This is a genomic window from Acinetobacter sp. AOR34_HL (genome assembly GCF_027854795.1).
GTDB lineage: Bacteria > Pseudomonadota > Gammaproteobacteria > Pseudomonadales > Moraxellaceae > Acinetobacter > Acinetobacter junii.
The window spans coordinates 1-17,720 of record NZ_JAKTID010000036.1 but is presented as its reverse complement, the minus strand read 5'-3'; the positions used below and the strand labels follow the sequence as shown (position 1 = coordinate 17,720).

Below are 17,720 nucleotides of genomic sequence, written 5' to 3'. Positions count from 1 at the left end.
TTGAACAAAATTTATAGGAATGAATGAAATAATGACAGTTATGCCTTTTAAAACCATTTTGCTTTGTTTAGTCAGTAGTATTGGCTTTACCGCGTGTTCAACGCTCTCTTCTCAAGCCGAGCAGCCTTTACAACAACTGCAACTGGTTCAGAACATTGATGCCCTACCCGATACCAAGACCAATGCCGCATCCTTAAATAAATACAAGAATCATTGTATGATCCAGTTTACAGGTTATTTTGATGGTGGGCAGAGTACGGAATCATGGGAATTTAAAGGCAATCAGTTAAGTCGGGCTTTTTCTGAGACCTATCAATATGTGCCGAATCGTTTATTCAATGCGACCACTGAAAAACCTGTATTAGATCAGAAAACCCGAAAAACCACAGTATTTGACATTCAGAAACCTGAGGTAAAACATAACTTTGACAAGTTAAAAAGCTACTTTAACCAAACCGTTTTGGACCAATGTGGCTAAGTTTGCCATCTCCACAATTTCTATCCAAAGTGTTTTTAAGCTGTAATCTAGTTGTAAAGTTTTGCTGAAATCCATAGCTTTCTCTCATTTGCTCGATATGATTCATTTGCGTTCATGAAGTGCCCCAACATGGCACATCTTTAAAGGAAACCGCAATGAAGAAAATGATCAAAACAGCTATCGTGACAACAACTATTCTCGCTTCTGCTTCTGTTTTTGCACAAAATGTAGGGGTAAATGCGAATGGATCTGCTCAAGTTAATGTTCAATCTGGTGGATTGGTAAAAGGCATTACAGGTGCAGTTGCTAACACAGCACAAGGCGTTGGTCATGCAGCACAACATGTTGGTCATGCGGCCGTCAACACAGGTGTGAATGCATCTCAGAAAACTGTCGGTACTGCTGCAAATATAGGATCAAAAGTGATTCATACTACGGGTACTGCCGTGAAAAATACGAAAGATTATGCTGTAGAGAAAGCCGTAGATGGTCGAACATTTGCTGCTGACAAAACGGCGGATGTGAAAAAACGTATTGCGGACAAGCAAGCAGCTTCTAAGGCGCTAAGCTTAGAAGCTCAAACCAATGCAAAAGCGCAGCTGAATAATAAAACAGCAGCGGTAGATGCCAAAACAGGCTTAAATGCAGATAAGAAAAATCTGCAAGCAGGCACTAACGTGGGTGTAAAAGTTTTAGGTGTAAATGCCAATGTAAACACCAATGCTAAAGTCGGCATTAATTAATTACTTAATACCCATCTAATAAATAAAAGCCCTTAGCAATGTAAGGGCTTTTTTTGTTTAACAGAGTTGTAATCGACTCTGCTCAGCAGAATGACTCTCAATAAAATGCGTCAGACCATCATCTTCACAACTTAAAGTCAGTTGCTTGTAACTAAGATTATAAAAATCTGGATATTGTTTAAATATCAGTGGTGATTGATCTAGAGGTAGAGCATCACCAAACTTGATCAGTTTATGAACCCCTCGATCATTCATGGTCAAGAAATAATATTCATCGTTTAAATTTAACTCAACTAGTGCATTCGGCTTTAAGTGCAAAGGCACAAGGTATTGTGAATTTTCCTGAATATGTTCTGCACTGTAGCTTTCAAGTTTTAAACTAACCAAGTTAAAAACCAAGAATTGGTTTTGTGGGGTACAGACATTGGCCGCTGCTGTTTGAATTTTTTGAACAAAATGTGCATGCGCACCTAATTTATGTAAATTCTGCTCAGTTCCCTGTCGCAATTTAAACAACTGTTGAACGAGTTTTTGTTTCATTACAGCATCAAAATATCGTTCATCAAGTGCAAAGTCATTGTTTTCTAAAATCTTTAACAATCCTTGTTGATGCTTCGATAAGGCAGCATCCAAAACATGACGATAGTAGAACTTACTTTGTTTTTTCACTTCACGCACACGGCGATAAAAATACGTCAGCTCAAACGGCTTTTCTACAAAATCATGTAACAGTTGCGAGCTTGCCAATACCGAAAGTGCTTCATGTGCTGTAAAGGGCAAATGAATAACATGCATCTGTGGCAACAAAGGTTTTATTTTTAAGAAATGCTCTTTATCTTCAGCAAAATAGGGATCATAGACAAGAATATACTCCCGAGATGCGTCGACCTCATCCGCCTGAATCTGCATATTTTGATGAATAGATGCATCAAAAAATTCTGCATAACGACGATCTTCAACAACTTCTGGATCAATCGAAAACTGTGGAACAAATGCCACAATTTTTTGCATATTCAACAAGTTTGAGTATTTTATTGCGGCATAGCCACCCATTGAACCGCCATAGCCCACTCGCTTTTCAAACTGTTCAAGAATTGGCTGAATCTGTTGTTGCATCTGCAACATGCTGGCCTTAGGAAACCATGTTTTTAATTTCGGCATTATGCCGATGACATTGTATTCATATTTAATTAATGATTTTTCAGCATTGATGGACATTCCTTTGGCTCGACTAATCAAATCGCCAAAAGAAACCACTAATGTGTCGCTTGAACCTTTCAAAAAAATAACGCGAATATGTTCATCTTCAAATATTATTTGCTTATCCATGCTCACACTGAAAAGTTGATCCTAGGTTGGTATCAAAAAGTCACCAAATCATGACTTTGCCAAACCCAAATTGCGGAGTATCTTATTTTATAGAGATAGAACAGATTAAAAAGCGCAAAAAATGACACAATCCCTACATCCTTCGGCGCAAAAAGGCTTCAGTTTAGGTGCTGAACTTTACCAACAGGTTCGTCCCAATTATCCACAAGAAATAGTGGTTTGGCTGCAAGATCGTCTCAAAATAGGTGAAAGTTCAACTGTTATAGACTTAGGTTCTGGGACTGGCAAATTCTTACCTTACCTGATTCAAACAGGTGCCAAAGTGCTGGCTGTTGAGCCTGTAAATGAGATGTTAAAGCAGCTCCAACAAAGCTACCCAGATATAGAGAGCTTTCAATCATCAGCAGATTCACTCCCCTTCAAAAATGCTTCTATTGATCGTGTTATTTGTGCGCAATCATTTCATTGGTTTGCAAATCAACTCAGCCTTTCTGATATCCATCGAGTCCTCAAACCATCAGGTCATCTAGGATTAATTTGGAATCAAAGAGACATCAATGTTGATTGGGTTCAAGCTTTAGCAGATGAAATAGCGCCTTTTGAAGGAGATACTCCACGTTATCATAGTGGTCGCTGGAAAGAAGTTTTCGATGATCAGGATTTATTCAAATTAAATAGTTTGCAGACCTTTCAACTGATACATTCTGGTACGGTAGAACAGGTAGTCAGCAAACGCTTATTGTCCACTAGTTTTATTGCAGCGATGCCCTATCCTAAACAACAACAGTTCAAAGCGAAATTTGAACAAATTGTATTTGATTTTACAGGACGATCTCCGCAAGATCAGATAGATTTCCCTTATATCACCTATGCCTATCACTTTCAGAAAATATCAAATTAATCAGGGATGAATATGTCCATGCCAACCGTTAAAACCACTTATGTCCTTGCAGCATTGTTTAGTTCAGTCCTTTTTCTCACAGGCTGTAACAAAGACAAAGAACCCACAGCAGCAACTGAAAATCAAACCAGCTCTAGTCAAGATGCGATTGGTCAATTGAATCAGACACCGATCAAGCAATTTCCTACGACCGCAGATGATGCACATGATATAGCTGTGTTGGATGACTATGATCGTCGCTTTACTGAGATGACTGATAGCATGGAAATCGAACTTGCCAAAATGAAGCAAGAAAATACGTTGACACCAGAGTTTGAAGCACAACGCCAAAAAGACAATGTGAACTCTGCACTCACAATGCTTAAAGATTTAGATCTAAAAACTGAACAAGGACGCTATATTCAAGGTTTGTTATATGATTATTGGGAAAGCCAAGCAAAGGCACTACAAAATACGACAGACACCAATCAGCAAGTTAATCAGTTAAATGAATATTTACATGCACAAAGTCAACTCCATCATTGGCGAAGTGCTCAAGCTACAGAAAATAAAAGCAATTAAATAAAAAACGAGGGTTATCCCCCTCGTTTTCTTGGATTAATTTGAATTAGATTTTCTGCTTTTCAATCCATTGAATCGAATTCACTCGAAATAACTCACATGCACCATCGCCAATATCTGTAGGTGATAGCGAAGACTTCCATACTAAGTCTTTATCACGGACTTCAACCAGTTCACCTTTTAACTGGACCAAATCACCACGTTTCACTTGTTTAATTTGTTTGGCAATTTCAGGATTGGCAGGAATGATGTGCATGTTCGATACCATTTGCATGGCTTGATCCGCAGGCACGGGAAGTTTGTCCATTTTCCAATTCAAATAGCGGTCATATTGACTGACTGAAATATTACGTGCGATTTCAGGATGCGCGAACAATCCCCAACTGACAGCATAATCAATCGGTGAAAACTTGGCTTGCTCATCATCTTGATAAACTTTAGATCCTAAAATACGAAAATTACCGTAGAAAGGCTGCAATACCGAAATCGATTGGTCTTTCACTTGAGGGGATAAACCTTTCGCAATATTGTATTCCACTCCACTGGCAGAAGCATGTGCCTGACCCAGTGCAGCCACCATGCATAAACTCATCCATAGACGCTTTTTCATGGCTTTTACTTCCTCAAAAATATGACTGATAGCAAATAAACTCGTTTGAGCTTTCATAGTATGCTTAGACCATGAGAAAAGTTGCTTTTTTTGGTAACAATCAAATAATCTTTAGTCATATTTTTGTGCAGTGTTTAGGGTCTGTTGACATTTCACATCTAGCTGCGACAGCCCCCCATTAAATCTACGAATGGATTCTCTATGATTTATCAGTTTTATCAACGCCGAATCTTTCCGCATTTACTCAATCAAGTCATGCAAACGGGCAGTTTGATGGATAAACGACGCGAATTACTCATTCCGATCGAAGGTGAAATTCTCGAAATTGGTTTTGGCACAGGTCTCAACATTCCATTTTATGGCAATGTAGATACCCTGTATGCGCTTGAGCCAAATCCAGATATTTATCATTTGGCGATTGAGCGTGTTCAGAATGCACCTTTCCACGTGAAACACGTCCAATCCAGTGCTGAAAAATTACCATTTGCTGATGCATCGCTAGACCATATTATTTCGACATGGACGCTGTGTAGTATCCCCAAACTGGAACAGGCATTAGCTGAAATCTATCGTGTGCTTAGACCTACAGGAACATTTCATCTCGTTGAGCATGTCAAACATCCAGAATCGGTAAAAATGCAATCTTTACAAACCTTACTGACTCCGATTCAGAAGCGCATTGGAGATGGTTGCCATTTAAATCGGGATATCGAACGGAGCCTAGCGCAAGCAAAATTCAAATTTATTGAAAAGCAATATTTTGATGCCGAGGGGATTCCTGCGATCGCACAAAAGATGCTACTTGCTCGAGTGCAAAAGATTTTGTTGAATCCTTGAACTAATCATCAAAGTCGATCCGTAAAGTTTCAAAACGGACTCGACCTTCTCGAACAGCTTGAGCAATCGCCTGTTGTCCTTTGCTCAAGCGCGCACCACCACTTTTGATATCTAATAAAATCACTTCAATATCTTCAGCATCGCCATCCCCATCACGAAAATCGGTATAGCCATCAAACACCACATAATCGACAGGATCACCAAGAAATTTGGCATCACTAGGTAAATATTGAAACTCAGGTAAGATCGGGGCAAATTGCTCGGCCATTTTTCCTTTTAATACTGCACGACTGGTATTCACACTACGCTTTTGAGCATCTAATAATGCCTGTTTATGCTCTAGTTCCAATTCAGCAATATATTTCTCATATTCAGCTTGAATACGACCATTGCGGCTATTTGATAAAATGAGAGTGGTAATCACAACCCCTATACAGCCACCAATCAACATCGCAAGCCAAACCGACATAAGTCATTCCTTTTTCAATAACGCTGCTATTTAACTGCAACATTAAACTTTTGTCATGTGTAGCACACTCTGTTCAAAAAGATGCTAAGGTATAGTGGAATACAAAACACACGTTAAAAAATCTAATTTCATGAAGACAATATTAATCGCAAATCAAAAAGGCGGCTGTGGTAAAACAATGACGGCGATTACGCTCGCCACTGCGCTCTCACAAAAAGGTTATAAAGTCGCTCTCGCAGATGCAGATAATCAAAAATCATCCTTACAATGGCTCAAACAACGCCCCGACTCTGTCACTAATATTCAAAGTCTCGATTGGCGACATGAGAAATCAATCGGCGAAGCTCCCAAAAATCTCGATTATTTAATTATTGATGCGCCTGGCGCTTTATCAGGTGAGCATGCTGAACAATTGGTGAGCGAAGCACATGCGATTGTGACACCATTACAACCTTCATTTTTCGATATTGATAGTACACGCCGTTTTCTCAAGCATCTTCACGAGATTAAACGTATTCGCAAGGGAAAAGTACAAATCTTATTGGTCGCAAATCGTGTCAAACCGAATAGCGCGAGCTCTAAAGATATCCAAGATTTCTTTAACAAGATTGAACAAGAACCTGTGGCATGGATATCAGAAAGAAGTGCCTATGGAACATTAGCCATGCAGGGTTTAAGTGTTTTTGATAAGCCACAAAAAAACTTTGTCAGCATCCAACATCAATGGCAACCTGTTTTAAACCAATTGGTCGATGACCCGAGCGAATGGTTCTAAGCACTGTACCTAAGGCTAATCTTTTGATCTTTAATGCTGAAATCCTATAGTGAAAATTTCACTCAGGGTGTTTTTCAGTTAATATGGTTTCAATTATCTTTTGGCACTAGAGAAAACCATGGTGCAACAATACGCTCCAACACTACAACGCGTTTTGCTGTTTGGATTGTTTTTTGTTTTATTGTTTTTGGGCTTTAGTATTCTTAAATACTTTATTGTCCCTGTTCTTTGGGCGGCTATTATCGCCTATATGACATGGCCCGTTTATTTATGGGTACAACGTCGTTTTTTTGGTGAGAACCGCCCTACACTGAACGCTACTATTATGATTACACTTGTAATTTTAGTGATTGGTATCCCATTTATTTTTGCGATTTTCATGCTGCAACTCGAAGGTCGTAATTTATATTTTAATCTACAAAAACAATTATTTTCAGGACACATTCAAGTCCCAGATTTTATTCGAAACCTCCCTATCATTGGCAAAGACATCAGTCGTACAGTCAATGAATTAAGTGCTGATCCGAATAGTATTACCAAAAATGTCGCTGAATGGATTCAAGGTCATCTCAGCTACGGTCGTTTTGTCTTGAGCGAGATTAGTCGTAACCTCGTCAAACTTACGTTTGCCATTATGACCTTGTTCTTCTTTTATCGGGATGGTCAGCTGATTCTGTCACAAGTGAGTCGTGCACTTGAAATGGTGATTGGTCCTCGTGTGCATCATTATCTTGAAACGATTTCTGAAACAACACGTGCAGTCGTTTACGGTGTAGGTTTAACCGCTGTAGCTCAAGCAATTTTGGCAGGTTTAAGCTATTTTGTAGCTGATGTACCCAATCCAATGTTGTTGACCATGGTGACCTTTATCTTGGCATTGATTCCTTTTGGAACTCCAATTTCATATCTCAGCGTCGGCCTATGGTTATTTGCTCAGGGTCAAACAGTTGAAGCTATTGGGGTTGTGGTATGGGGCTTATTAGTCGTCAGCAGCTCAGATAATGTGATTCGACCACTCGTGATTTCAGGAGCAACAAAAATCCCATTCATCTTAATCATGTTTGGTGTATTGGGTGGTATTGCCAGCTTTGGATTGGTCGGCTTATTTATTGGTCCAGTGATTTTGGCAATCTTATTAGCGATTTGGCGCGAATGGCTACATGAAAATATTCAAGAACCTATTGCTGCGATCGAAGCGCCACCAGAAACCAAATCCTAAATGCGATTTTGACCATTTATCTTGTCATACAGAATCTAGCTTGCGCGTTATCTCAGACTTTGTTTGAATCAATCAAATAAAGACAAAATAGATAAGGATAATTCGCAATGCTTTCAACCTTAAAACGGTATTCAATTTTTAGTGCAATCATGATGAGTATCAGTGCATGCTCATCAATTCCCTTAGACAATAATGCCGCAAAAATTCAGAAACAGCCCACTAGCTCCGACCATAAATATTTAATCCCGATCTATCTGGTTAGCGTCGATGGTATAGGTGCTTCGATTGGTACAGTATCCTTCCAAGAAAGTCCAAATGGTCTGATCATCACGCCTGCATTGTGGAAACTTCCATCGGGTGAACATGGTTTTCATATTCACGAGAAGCCGTCATGTGAAGCTGCAATGAAAGATGGAAAAATGGGTGCAGCACTGGCAGCAGGCGGTCATTACAATCCTGACAATATTGCCCATCACGGCACGCCAGAAAATGGTCATTTAGGTGATTTACCTGCACTCACTGTCAATGAAAAAGGCTTTGCAACCCAAGCCGTTATTGCACCTCGATTAAAGCTCTCCGATATTCAGGGACGTGCGATTATGATTCATGCAGGTGGGGATAATTATTCTGACACACCTAAACCCCTTGGTGGAGGTGGTGAAAGAATTGCTTGTGGTGTGATCAAGTAAAGATTGTGGGTATCTCAAAAGATATCCACAATTTAGGATTTTATTCACTTAATTTATCTATAAAGATGAATATAAATAAAAGATGAGCACGAATTTTGCTTAGTTTTATTAAATGAAAAATCAACAAAAATGGGTTGAAAAAATTGACACAATATCTTGATAAGCACATCATTTTAGCTACGCAATGTGGCTATATGGTGATAAATCAACACATAGCAAAATATAGTCGTGAATAGTCTTTATCATCTTTTTAATCGATTCCGATCAAACTCGATTCTACTGTTTTGCCTACAAATTTTGATTGTGTTGACAGGCACTACATTGGTGTTGCACGGATTGGGACTAGGTCAATTCATTGTTCCTGTTACATTAGGCGCAATTGCGGCTGCCCTCACAGACTTCGATGATCGTCTCAGTATTCGTCTACGCAATTTGGTCTATGTCTGTGTGCTGTTCTTTAGTGTTAGTACCATTTTAGAATTTTTAGCACCTTATAAATTTTGGTTTATCGTTTACCTTAGCCTGTCCAGTGCAGCACTGATTCTCATGGGTGCTTTAGGTCAACGTTATGCGACGATTTCATTTGGTACGATTCTCCTTTCGATTTACACCATGTTTGGTCTAGGTGAATATGCAAATTGGTATCAACAACCGAGTTATTTTGTCATCGGTGCTGTGTGGTACGGATTGACCTCGATCTTATTTTTTATGATCCGACCTACCCTACCCTTACAGGAGAAGATTTCAACGATTTTCAAAGAAATGGGGGAACTGCTACAGAGCAAAGCCAAGTTGTTTGATCCAGATAATGTCGACAATGTTGAAACACTATTATTTGAACTCTCACAAAAAAATGCACAGGTGGTGAATAGTCTAAATCAAGCAAAACAATCCTTACTTTCTCGACTTAAATCCTCACGCATCAATAACAGCAGCATCTATTGGCTAAACTTATATTATTTTGCGCAAGATATTCATGAGCAAGTCACCTCTAATTATTTGCACTATGAAAAAATCCATCAGAACTTTAGCCGTAGCGATTTAATTTTTCGTATTCAAAAAAATATGTTTCTACAAGCAACTGCCTGCAAAAAACTGAGTCAGGCTTTGCTGCATAAAAGTACTTATCAAAATACCCCACTCGCTGATGCTGCGCTTGCCCAATTAGAAGCATCCATGCAAGACTGGATTGCTCAACATCCAAATAATCTTGAAGTTAAAAACCTAGAACTAATTCTGAATAACTTAAAAAGTATTCATGAACAATTTGCTCAACTGCAATTTCCACAAAACATCGAAATACGATCAACACAGCATCAACAAGCTCATCTCAACTTACTAGATGAGGATATTCAAGGCTTTCAGGATTTATTGTTAAAACTAAAACAGCATCTAAGTCCTCAGTCTGCTTTATTTCGTCATGCAATTCGCTTAGCTATTGTGTTTGCCGTAGGTTATGCCGTGTCCTTGATGCCTTTTGCAAAAAATGGCTATTGGATTTTATTGACCAGTTTGTTCGTTTGTCAGATCACTTACTTTGCCACCAAAAGTCGCTTAAAACTTAGAACGATAGGTACGTTGTTGGGTGTGCTTTTAGGTGTGCCCGTTCTTTATTTTGTACCTAGTATCGAAGGACAATTGGTCATTACCGTAATTTGCGGGGTGTATTTTTTCTATTTACGTCAAAAAAAATATGCCCTCGCAACAGTGATGGCAACGCTGATGGTGTTGTTAATTTTCAATTTGAAAGGCGCAGGTTTCAGTATTATTTTACCGCGCATCTTTGATACGTTGATCGGCTGTGCAATCGCATGGTTAGCGGTTAACTTCATATGGCCAGATTGGAATTTCCGAAATATTCCTGAAAATATCCGCAAAAGCAGTCAAGCAACGCTCAATTATTTGCATGCAGTCGTCCAGCAATATCATCAAGGTCGCTCCAACGATCTTGAGTATCGAAAAGCTCGTCGTGCCGCCCATAATGCTCAGATTGAATTATCTAATATGATTTCTAGTCTGAGTACAGAACCTGAACCAAACCAAGAACTCATTCACTATGCATTTCGCTATTTGGTCTATAGCCATAGTCAGTTGAGTTATGTATCCGCACTGGGTCATCAACGTGAGCAAATTCAAGATCAAGATATTTTGAAATTATTAGACCAGAGTGAAATATTACTTAATCAAACATTGATCGAAAGACAAGCACTTCCAGAAAAGCACATCGAAGAGATGTTTAGTGAAATTGATCGTTTAAATTCAATGGCTCAAGTCTCAGAACAACAGCAACTATTGTTCAAACAAATGACGCTATTGCTCGAGACTCTGCCCGAATTGGTGATGTTAAAAAATAAACTACTTGAACTAGAAATTAAGTAGAACGTTTAGCTCAACGCTATTTAATGAATGCCTTGTTGCAGCCTTGTTTGCATATATTGCTTAAGTACCATTCGAGGTATGCCAAACCAAAAAGCTATCAAGGCAAAACTCGTCAATACAAATGCCCAAATATGAAAATAGGTATATAGCAGACGAACCACTTCAATAATTGAGAAGAAACTCACCATCATCAATATTGAAACAGCAGCTGCAACCGTTCCTTTCGATACGTCAGAGGACATCAATGCAAAACGATAAATCACTGAAAAGCTAATTCCCTCACCAAAACTAATTAAGGTCATACCGATCAGCAAACAAGGCACTAAATAGGTTTGCCAAATCACACCGAGCATCAAAAATAAAGTACCTACTAGCATAATCGGCAAACCCATTAAAATGGTTTTACCAAGTGCGTAACGATCCATAATTTTGATCAGAACGATATTGCCTGCAATCAAACCAAAAAACACAGGAAACTGCGCCAAGCCATATTGCACACTACTCAGCTTTAACTCATCCACGAGAATAATCGGTGACAAAGCAATCCACAGCATCAGTGGCATTCCTACAATCGGTAATGCAACACTTAAACCTAAAAACTGGCGATTACTAAATACTTGTTTGAAATCATCCCAAATATAACGAAAGGGTTGTTTCGCTTGTTTACGACTTTCTTGCGAGGCTGGCATAAATTTATTTAAGCCGAACCAACTGAGAAAAGAAATAAAAGCAATCGCCACAAAGCCCCAGTGCCATGACACATAATCAATCAGGAACGCGCCTAATACAGGTCCAAGCAAAGGCGCAAGCAAGGAGATATTTGCCATCAATGCCATGACTTTAATCGCATCACGCTCTTCAAAAGTTTCTTGAATTGCCGCATATCCAACGGCTGATATCACACTTAAACCAATACCCTGCAAGAAGCGCAAGGTCAGGAATTGTTGAATATTATGGGTCAATAAAATCAACAAACAGCAAATCGTAAAAAAAGCTACACCGGCCAATAAGACTTTCTTACGTCCAAGCCGATCTGAAAGTGGTCCCAGTAACCAAGCGACACTAGCACCACCCAATAAGTAAAATGACATTGAAGATGGTGCCCAAGTTGCGCTAACTGCAAATTGCTCTGTGATCGCCAACATCGCTGGCTGAATCAAGTCATTACCGATATAAACTGAAAACTCAAATAGCACTAAAGCCAATGGAAACATGAGCGTTATACGGTTTAACGTCATGCTTTGATTATTCGTCATCATGTTTTATTCACAAAAATAACCAATTCGTGTGCCGTCTATTTCTCTGAAAAAAAGAAAATAGATTCCGCACCACATCATTTTATGGTTTTGATTTAAATTAAATTTTGATTTCCATGCAGTGAGAGCGCATGTAAAAGTGTGAAAACACCGTATTCACAAGGTGTATTAAGAAAACAATTTATTTACGTGAGATTGGTAAAAAGTTTTACCCATTGGAAAAATTTCCAAGCGCAACTTTAGCACTTTTTAAAAATGACCGCAATTTAAGCAAAGCAAATCAATTGTGTGGATATGTGAATAACCAAAAAGTTATCCACAATTCTGCTCAACTTTCACACGACCTAAAAAGATAACTCACCATTTAAGGACATAGCTCAAACTGGAAAGTCTTGGTATTCCCTCCTCGAGCACATTGATAGCTTTGTTTTTTATTCACCACTTTCCAAGTCTCTTGATCACGTTTTAACTGATATTCAGTGCGAATAGCCGCTACCGAATCATCTAACTGCGCTTGCTCTACGGTAATCTCAGCATCTGTAGGATTTTCAGCACTATTAAATTGCTGATCAATTTTGAGATTGGTTTCATCATGAAACAAATTGGGTTGGTCAAGTAGTACTGCATGCATCGCTGTACTTTTTTGCACAGCAGCTTGTTGTTGTGACTGAGCCATCGGTTGATTACATGCAGTCAGAAAAATTCCACATCCTAAAATGATCCAAAGTTTATGCATTTTGTAGTCTTCCGATTTGCATTATTCTTTTATGCTACTATGCAAAAATGAACTGTCGAATAACAAAATGTATGCGACATATGAGAGATTTGTTGTATTTATCTATGCTTTGATAACAATTGTGATCCTCAAAATAAAACAAACCCATAACATCAATATCAGAAATTTTTAGGCATACACACATGTCAGATTTAGCAAAAAAGTTAACTCTAATTTTAATCATAAGCAGTTCAGTAATTGCTTGTTCAAAAAAGGAAGAAGCGCCTGCAGGTGAAGCTGCAATAGCCACTGAAAGTGTTGCCGCAGCGCAAGATACATCTCAAAGTCAGATTGCAAAAAATCCTGAGCAATTGCTCAGTGATCAGCAAAGCACCCTAGAACAAAGTCGACAATTAGTAAAAACAGCTCAACTGCAATTTGAAGTCAAAGATGTTCAAAAAACGACGGCTATACTTGAACAGCAACTCCTCAAACAAAATGGCTATATCGAAGAAAAACAAGTGAATTATCAGGTTAGTGATAGTTCGCAGCGCGAACGTCTCGATGGTCATATAGATGTTTATGAAAAAATCATCCCTACCGTACAACTTACGATTCGTGTTCCAAATGAACAAGTTACTGCCTTTTTGAATAGCCTGTTGCCTTTGATGTTGAACTTTAATAATCAAAGCTATGAAGCTAAGCGATATGAACTGAAACTGTTAGAAGAAAAACTTAATACAGCAAATCAAAGCCCTAGCACATCGAATACTGTCAATAATCAACTTCAACAATTGACTCAACTTGAAGTCAAAGATCGATTGGCTTACAGCACAATACGCATCGAATATTTTCAACAAGCACAGGTTCGCAAAACTCAAGATTTAAACATTCATCGTATTGCACATCTCGATAGCGAACCGTTAATGACTCGGATAGCCGATGCATTCAAAATTGGGCTTTCTTATTTTAAAGAAACTATTTTGTGGTTGATCCAATTCTGGGCATTTTTCCTTGTAATTGTTGCAGTTTGGTTTATTCGTAAAGCCTATAAATCTAGAAAACAAAACAGCTAATTGTTGATTTTTGATCAATAGTATTTTGCTTATTTGCGCATTTTTACTCATCAATAGATTCTCTAAAATGCACTCAAGTTTTAGAAATCTATTTTTGAGTTTCATTTTATGAGCAATATTTTAATTATTAATGGCGCGAAACAATTCGCTCACTCAAATGGTGAATTGAATGACACCCTGACTGAATTTTCAGCATCACATCTAAAAGCTTTAGGTCATACAGTACAAGTGACACGTACCGACAGTGACTATGATATCCAAGCAGAAATTGATAAATATTTATGGGCAGATGTGGTGATCTATCAAATGCCAGGTTGGTGGATGGGTGCGCCATGGACGATGAAAAAATATATTGATGATGTTTTTACGATTGGTCATGGTTCACTCTATGCAAGCGATGGACGTAGCCGTTCTGATGCTTCTAAAAAGTATGGTTCAGGTGGCTTGATTCAAGGTAAAAAATACATGTTGTCGTTGACATGGAACGCACCAATGGAAGCGTTCACTGATCCTGACCAATTCTTTCACGGCGTGGGTGTAGATGGCGTGTATTTACCTTTCCATAAAGCCAATCAATTCTTGGGTATGCAATCATTACCTACATTTATCGTGAATGATGTAATCAAAATGCCTGATGTCCCAAGCTACATCGAAGCTTATAAAGCACATTTAGATCAGCTTTTTGCGACTGCCCTTTAAGAGAGAAATGCTATGTTGACAATTATTGCCGAAATTCAGACACATGCAGGTGTAGAACACCGCCAAGCAGTGTTAGATGCTTTCCAAAAAATCATTCCAACTGTATTGGCAGAAGAAGGTTGTCACGGTTATGCCCCATTGATTGATCATTTACCAGCAATTGCGATGCAGACGCAAGATGAAAATAGCATTGTGATGTTAGAACAATGGGAAAGTACCGCTCATCTTGAAGCACATATGCAAACGGCGCATATGCTAAAGCATTTTGAAGCGACCAAAGCGCATGTGGCTAATGTCAAAGTGCGTATTTTGGAAAATGGGATTTAGAACAAAGATTGGTTATTTATCAAATCCTCATAAAATATATGATACTCGGTAATGTCATCTGCAACCTGCGTGATTTCAAGAAGATACTGTTTCTGCGATAAATTTTAATTAATACAAGAAGTGAACAGGTTTTGCAGATGACAATGCCTTTAGTTACTTTGGGCAAAACCAAAGTAACTCCAGCCGAAGGCTAATCTTGAATATGAATGAGAACACAATACGACTCCGTCAAGACAAAGAAAAATATAAGCAAATGATTTTACTGATAATAATACTGCTTCAAATGTCGGCTATATTCTGTTAAATAACACTCTAAGCCCTCTCGACGATCAGCTTTTTGCATCTCTTTAGCAGCCAACTGCTCAATCTTAGTTTCAAGTAAATTCAGAATAGCGGCTTGTTCCGCTTCAGGAAGTTGGGCTTTTTCTTTCTGCTGTTTTTTAATTTCCAAATAATCTTCTGCCCAATGACGTAATGGATCATGCTCAGAGACTTGTGAAAATAAATCGGTAATCAATAATTCTGGCATGACTTCTTGAGTGGCTAACTCTGCCGACATCAAACCACGAATCGAATAAAATACTTTCTTATAAGTAAAATTATCAGCAGTTTGCATCACTTTCATACCGCCTTTCGCCAGCGATAAGTAGTGGTGATATAGTGCACTATAGTCGATTCGCTCAATCAGTCCATCGCGAAAGCTTTGCCATTCTGGAAAAGCATTAAAATAAACAACATGCGCTCTGCCCCATTCCAAAACCGTTGGGTTACTTTTTGCCAGTAATCCAAACATTTTATCAAGATCATAAGAAACGAAGTCAAAATCACCATCCATGATTTCAATTAGATCACGGTACTTTTTATAGTCAAAATATTGGTCTTTACTGGTTAAATGAAAACCGCGCACATCATAGTCACTGTCAGGGCTTGCCATACCCCATAAACGGCTACCTCTTTCGATATAAAATAATGGTATGTCTTGGCGCTGTTGAAACAGTTTTTCGATTTCGTGATGGATGTTCATGTTAATTTTACTTCTATTTAAAAAAGTGCACTTACGAAAATACACTTTTTATTTAGCTTTTAATAAATTTGCATAACCTTAATAATTCTTAAGCTTACCTAACCTTTAAGATTATTAAGAATCGTATTATCGGGATTCGTCTGTTGATACCCTCCACCATTATCAACTGTACGATCATAAGCGGTATTTCCGTCACCATCTCGCCAATATCCATCAACTTGAGTACCAGATGATGTTGTATACCCTTCTACATGGTGCGGGTTTACAAAATGTGTATTATCTACATTGCTCCCTTCTACAGCTATACCCGAAGAAGGCGGAATATCAGTGGAATCACCAACGATATTAGTAACACCTGCGACCTCTAGAACCCCAACAGATAAAATAGCTGCTCCACCAATGATTGCAACCTCTTTCAGTGCTGATTTAGCTTTATCCATATCTTCATTGATAACAGCCTCAAAAACATCACCAACTTTATTGGCAGTCACAACAACTCCCCCAACCACACCTTTTGCTGTTGTTACAACAGTATTCCCTAATTGAGAAAGTCCTTGATCTCGCATTTGAGGATTATCATCTAATAAACCTTCAGTTGTCTTGCCAACTCCTGCAGATAGATGATTAAGAATTTTACCTGTTTGATGTGTTGATTCTTTAGCCAAAACCCCTACTTGTTTGAGTGATTCTGCACCTGTTATATCTGAAATAACACCACATGCACCGTTAATGGCTTCACCAGTTAATTTAGCAGTGCCTTCCACAATTTCTCCAAATTCTTTAAAGAATTTTGAAATACTCATATTTTATTATCCTCATTAATTTTATAATTTACTAGGGTCTGTTGACATTTACTGTTCATAATTAAACCTATAAAGGTAGCCATAAAAATATACAGGCTAAGGCAACAGCACTTTGATAATTTCTTTTGAGCTTGTCATATCGAGTAGCTATCCCTCTAAATTGTTTTAATCTACAAAACATATTTTCAACTAAATGCCTGATTTTATATAAATACCAGTCCATATGATCATTGTTCGATTGGCTATTTATTTTCTTTGGTATATTCGCTTTTGTTCCTGTTTTTCTGATCTGCTCACGCAGTGGTTCTGAATCATAGCCTTTATCTGCGCATACCACTTCTGTCTCTTTTAAATCTAATGTTGCTATTAAATCAGGTGCAACTTTGATGTCATGTGTAGTGCCATCGGTAATCATGAAATCAATAGGATTGCCATGTGAATCAACAATCAAATGTATTTTTGAGGAGTTTCCTCCTACACTTTTAGAAATGGATTGATTCGCTATACCGGCAGAATGTTGATGAGCACGTACGTGAGAGCCATCAATAAAAATCCACTCCATATCGGGGCATGATGCTAATAATTTGAATAATCTAAGCAACTTACCGCTGCTTGACCAACGATTAAAACGTTTGAAAATAGAGTTTGATTGACCGAAATAGGAAGGAATATCTCGCCACGGACAGCCTGTTCTAATTCTATAGAGAATAGCTTCAATAAAATTACGTAAATTTGAGTTGTGATGAATAGATAAATTACGCAAAATAGTTTTCAACTTTTGCCAGTGTTGATCTGTCAGCATGGTACGAGGCATAGCGAATAGTAAAATT

Annotated in this window: 20 protein-coding genes; 12 read left to right on the top strand and 8 right to left on the bottom strand. The window is 38.3% G+C overall.

Annotated elements, in window-relative coordinates:
* The first annotated feature begins 31 nt into the window (after nt 1–31).
* Both MKL32_RS05620 and MKL32_RS05615 read left to right on the top strand, forming a co-directional pair.
* Nucleotides 32–478 (top strand): hypothetical protein, encoded by a 447-nt coding sequence (locus MKL32_RS05620; RefSeq protein WP_004909481.1) that lies wholly within the window; start codon nt 32–34, stop codon nt 476–478.
* Between the two features lie 155 nt (nt 479–633).
* On the top strand, nt 634–1,221 hold the full coding sequence (locus MKL32_RS05615; protein ID WP_004909486.1) for a hypothetical protein: 588 nt from the start codon (nt 634–636) through the stop codon (nt 1,219–1,221).
* A gap of 57 nt (nt 1,222–1,278) precedes the next feature.
* Here the strand turns inward: MKL32_RS05615 and MKL32_RS05610 are convergent, their stop codons facing one another.
* Nucleotides 1,279–2,550 carry a hypothetical protein gene (locus tag MKL32_RS05610; protein WP_151816716.1) on the bottom strand — a complete coding sequence of 424 codons (1,272 nt, stop codon included), beginning with the start codon at nt 2,548–2,550 and terminating at the stop codon, nt 1,279–1,281.
* 121 nt (nt 2,551–2,671) lie between these two features.
* On the opposite strand from MKL32_RS05610, the gene MKL32_RS05605 reads away from it, so the two are divergent.
* Together MKL32_RS05605 and MKL32_RS05600 are read left to right on the top strand one after the other, a co-directional pair.
* Nucleotides 2,672–3,451 (top strand): class I SAM-dependent methyltransferase, encoded by a 780-nt coding sequence (locus MKL32_RS05605; protein ID WP_125297294.1) that lies wholly within the window; start codon nt 2,672–2,674, stop codon nt 3,449–3,451.
* Nucleotides 3,452–3,469: 18 nt separating this feature from the next.
* The gene (locus MKL32_RS05600; RefSeq protein ID WP_112986986.1) at nt 3,470–4,012 is read left to right on the top strand and encodes a hypothetical protein; all 543 of its coding nucleotides are present in this window, start codon (nt 3,470–3,472) and stop codon (nt 4,010–4,012) included.
* A gap of 46 nt (nt 4,013–4,058) precedes the next feature.
* Here the strand turns inward: MKL32_RS05600 and MKL32_RS05595 are convergent, their stop codons facing one another.
* Nucleotides 4,059–4,622: a hypothetical protein gene (locus MKL32_RS05595; protein ID WP_026057391.1), complete on the bottom strand. Its 564-nt coding sequence runs from the start codon at nt 4,620–4,622 to the stop codon at nt 4,059–4,061.
* A gap of 201 nt (nt 4,623–4,823) precedes the next feature.
* On the opposite strand from MKL32_RS05595, the gene MKL32_RS05590 reads away from it, so the two are divergent.
* Nucleotides 4,824–5,459 (top strand): class I SAM-dependent methyltransferase, encoded by a 636-nt coding sequence (locus MKL32_RS05590; protein ID WP_039047069.1) that lies wholly within the window; start codon nt 4,824–4,826, stop codon nt 5,457–5,459.
* Between the two features lies 1 nt (nt 5,460).
* On the opposite strand, the gene MKL32_RS05585 is transcribed toward MKL32_RS05590, so the two are convergent.
* Nucleotides 5,461–5,928, bottom strand: a complete 468-nt coding sequence (locus tag MKL32_RS05585; protein WP_004909502.1) for a Holliday junction resolvase-like protein — start codon at nt 5,926–5,928, stop codon at nt 5,461–5,463.
* A gap of 130 nt (nt 5,929–6,058) precedes the next feature.
* Here MKL32_RS05585 and MKL32_RS05580 point away from each other — a divergent pair, with 130 nt between their 5' ends.
* From MKL32_RS05580 to yccS, 4 genes are all read left to right on the top strand, one after another.
* The gene (locus MKL32_RS05580; RefSeq protein WP_004909505.1) at nt 6,059–6,703 is read left to right on the top strand and encodes a ParA family protein; all 645 of its coding nucleotides are present in this window, start codon (nt 6,059–6,061) and stop codon (nt 6,701–6,703) included.
* A gap of 121 nt (nt 6,704–6,824) precedes the next feature.
* On the top strand, nt 6,825–7,922 hold the full coding sequence (locus tag MKL32_RS05575) for an AI-2E family transporter (RefSeq protein WP_039047116.1): 1,098 nt from the start codon (nt 6,825–6,827) through the stop codon (nt 7,920–7,922).
* 107 nt (nt 7,923–8,029) lie between these two features.
* Complete coding sequence (gene sodC / locus MKL32_RS05570; protein WP_270900297.1) at nt 8,030–8,611, top strand: superoxide dismutase [Cu-Zn] SodC; 582 nt, start codon at nt 8,030–8,032, stop codon at nt 8,609–8,611.
* 228 nt (nt 8,612–8,839) lie between these two features.
* The gene (gene yccS / locus MKL32_RS05565; RefSeq protein WP_270900296.1) at nt 8,840–10,990 is read left to right on the top strand and encodes a YccS family putative transporter; all 2,151 of its coding nucleotides are present in this window, start codon (nt 8,840–8,842) and stop codon (nt 10,988–10,990) included.
* 20 nt (nt 10,991–11,010) lie between these two features.
* On the opposite strand, the gene craA is transcribed toward yccS, so the two are convergent.
* Together craA and MKL32_RS05555 are read right to left on the bottom strand one after the other, a co-directional pair.
* Complete coding sequence (craA, locus tag MKL32_RS05560; protein WP_270900306.1) at nt 11,011–12,246, bottom strand: chloramphenicol efflux MFS transporter CraA; 1,236 nt, start codon at nt 12,244–12,246, stop codon at nt 11,011–11,013.
* A gap of 364 nt (nt 12,247–12,610) precedes the next feature.
* Complete coding sequence (locus MKL32_RS05555) at nt 12,611–12,982, bottom strand: hypothetical protein (protein ID WP_129261515.1); 372 nt, start codon at nt 12,980–12,982, stop codon at nt 12,611–12,613.
* 182 nt (nt 12,983–13,164) lie between these two features.
* Between MKL32_RS05555 and MKL32_RS05550 the strand changes: the two genes are divergently transcribed.
* The 3 genes from MKL32_RS05550 (at nt 13,165) to MKL32_RS05540 (ending at nt 15,063) form a co-directional block, all read left to right on the top strand.
* A complete protein-coding gene (locus MKL32_RS05550; protein ID WP_151711274.1) occupies nt 13,165–14,037 on the top strand; it encodes a DUF4349 domain-containing protein in 873 nt (290 codons plus the stop codon).
* Between the two features lie 108 nt (nt 14,038–14,145).
* A complete protein-coding gene (locus MKL32_RS05545; protein WP_262578495.1) occupies nt 14,146–14,736 on the top strand; it encodes an NAD(P)H-dependent oxidoreductase in 591 nt (196 codons plus the stop codon).
* Between the two features lie 12 nt (nt 14,737–14,748).
* Nucleotides 14,749–15,063 (top strand): putative quinol monooxygenase, encoded by a 315-nt coding sequence (locus tag MKL32_RS05540; protein WP_262578497.1) that lies wholly within the window; start codon nt 14,749–14,751, stop codon nt 15,061–15,063.
* Nucleotides 15,064–15,322: 259 nt separating this feature from the next.
* Here MKL32_RS05540 and MKL32_RS05535 read toward each other — a convergent pair whose 3' ends face one another.
* From MKL32_RS05535 to MKL32_RS05525, 3 genes are all read right to left on the bottom strand, one after another.
* The gene (locus tag MKL32_RS05535; protein WP_262578499.1) at nt 15,323–16,087 is read right to left on the bottom strand and encodes a nucleotidyltransferase domain-containing protein; all 765 of its coding nucleotides are present in this window, start codon (nt 16,085–16,087) and stop codon (nt 15,323–15,325) included.
* 98 nt (nt 16,088–16,185) lie between these two features.
* Complete coding sequence (locus MKL32_RS05530) at nt 16,186–16,890, bottom strand: hypothetical protein (protein WP_243483912.1); 705 nt, start codon at nt 16,888–16,890, stop codon at nt 16,186–16,188.
* 67 nt (nt 16,891–16,957) lie between these two features.
* Complete coding sequence (locus tag MKL32_RS05525; RefSeq protein WP_004912080.1) at nt 16,958–17,704, bottom strand: IS5 family transposase; 747 nt, start codon at nt 17,702–17,704, stop codon at nt 16,958–16,960.
* Nucleotides 17,705–17,720 lie beyond the last annotated feature (16 nt).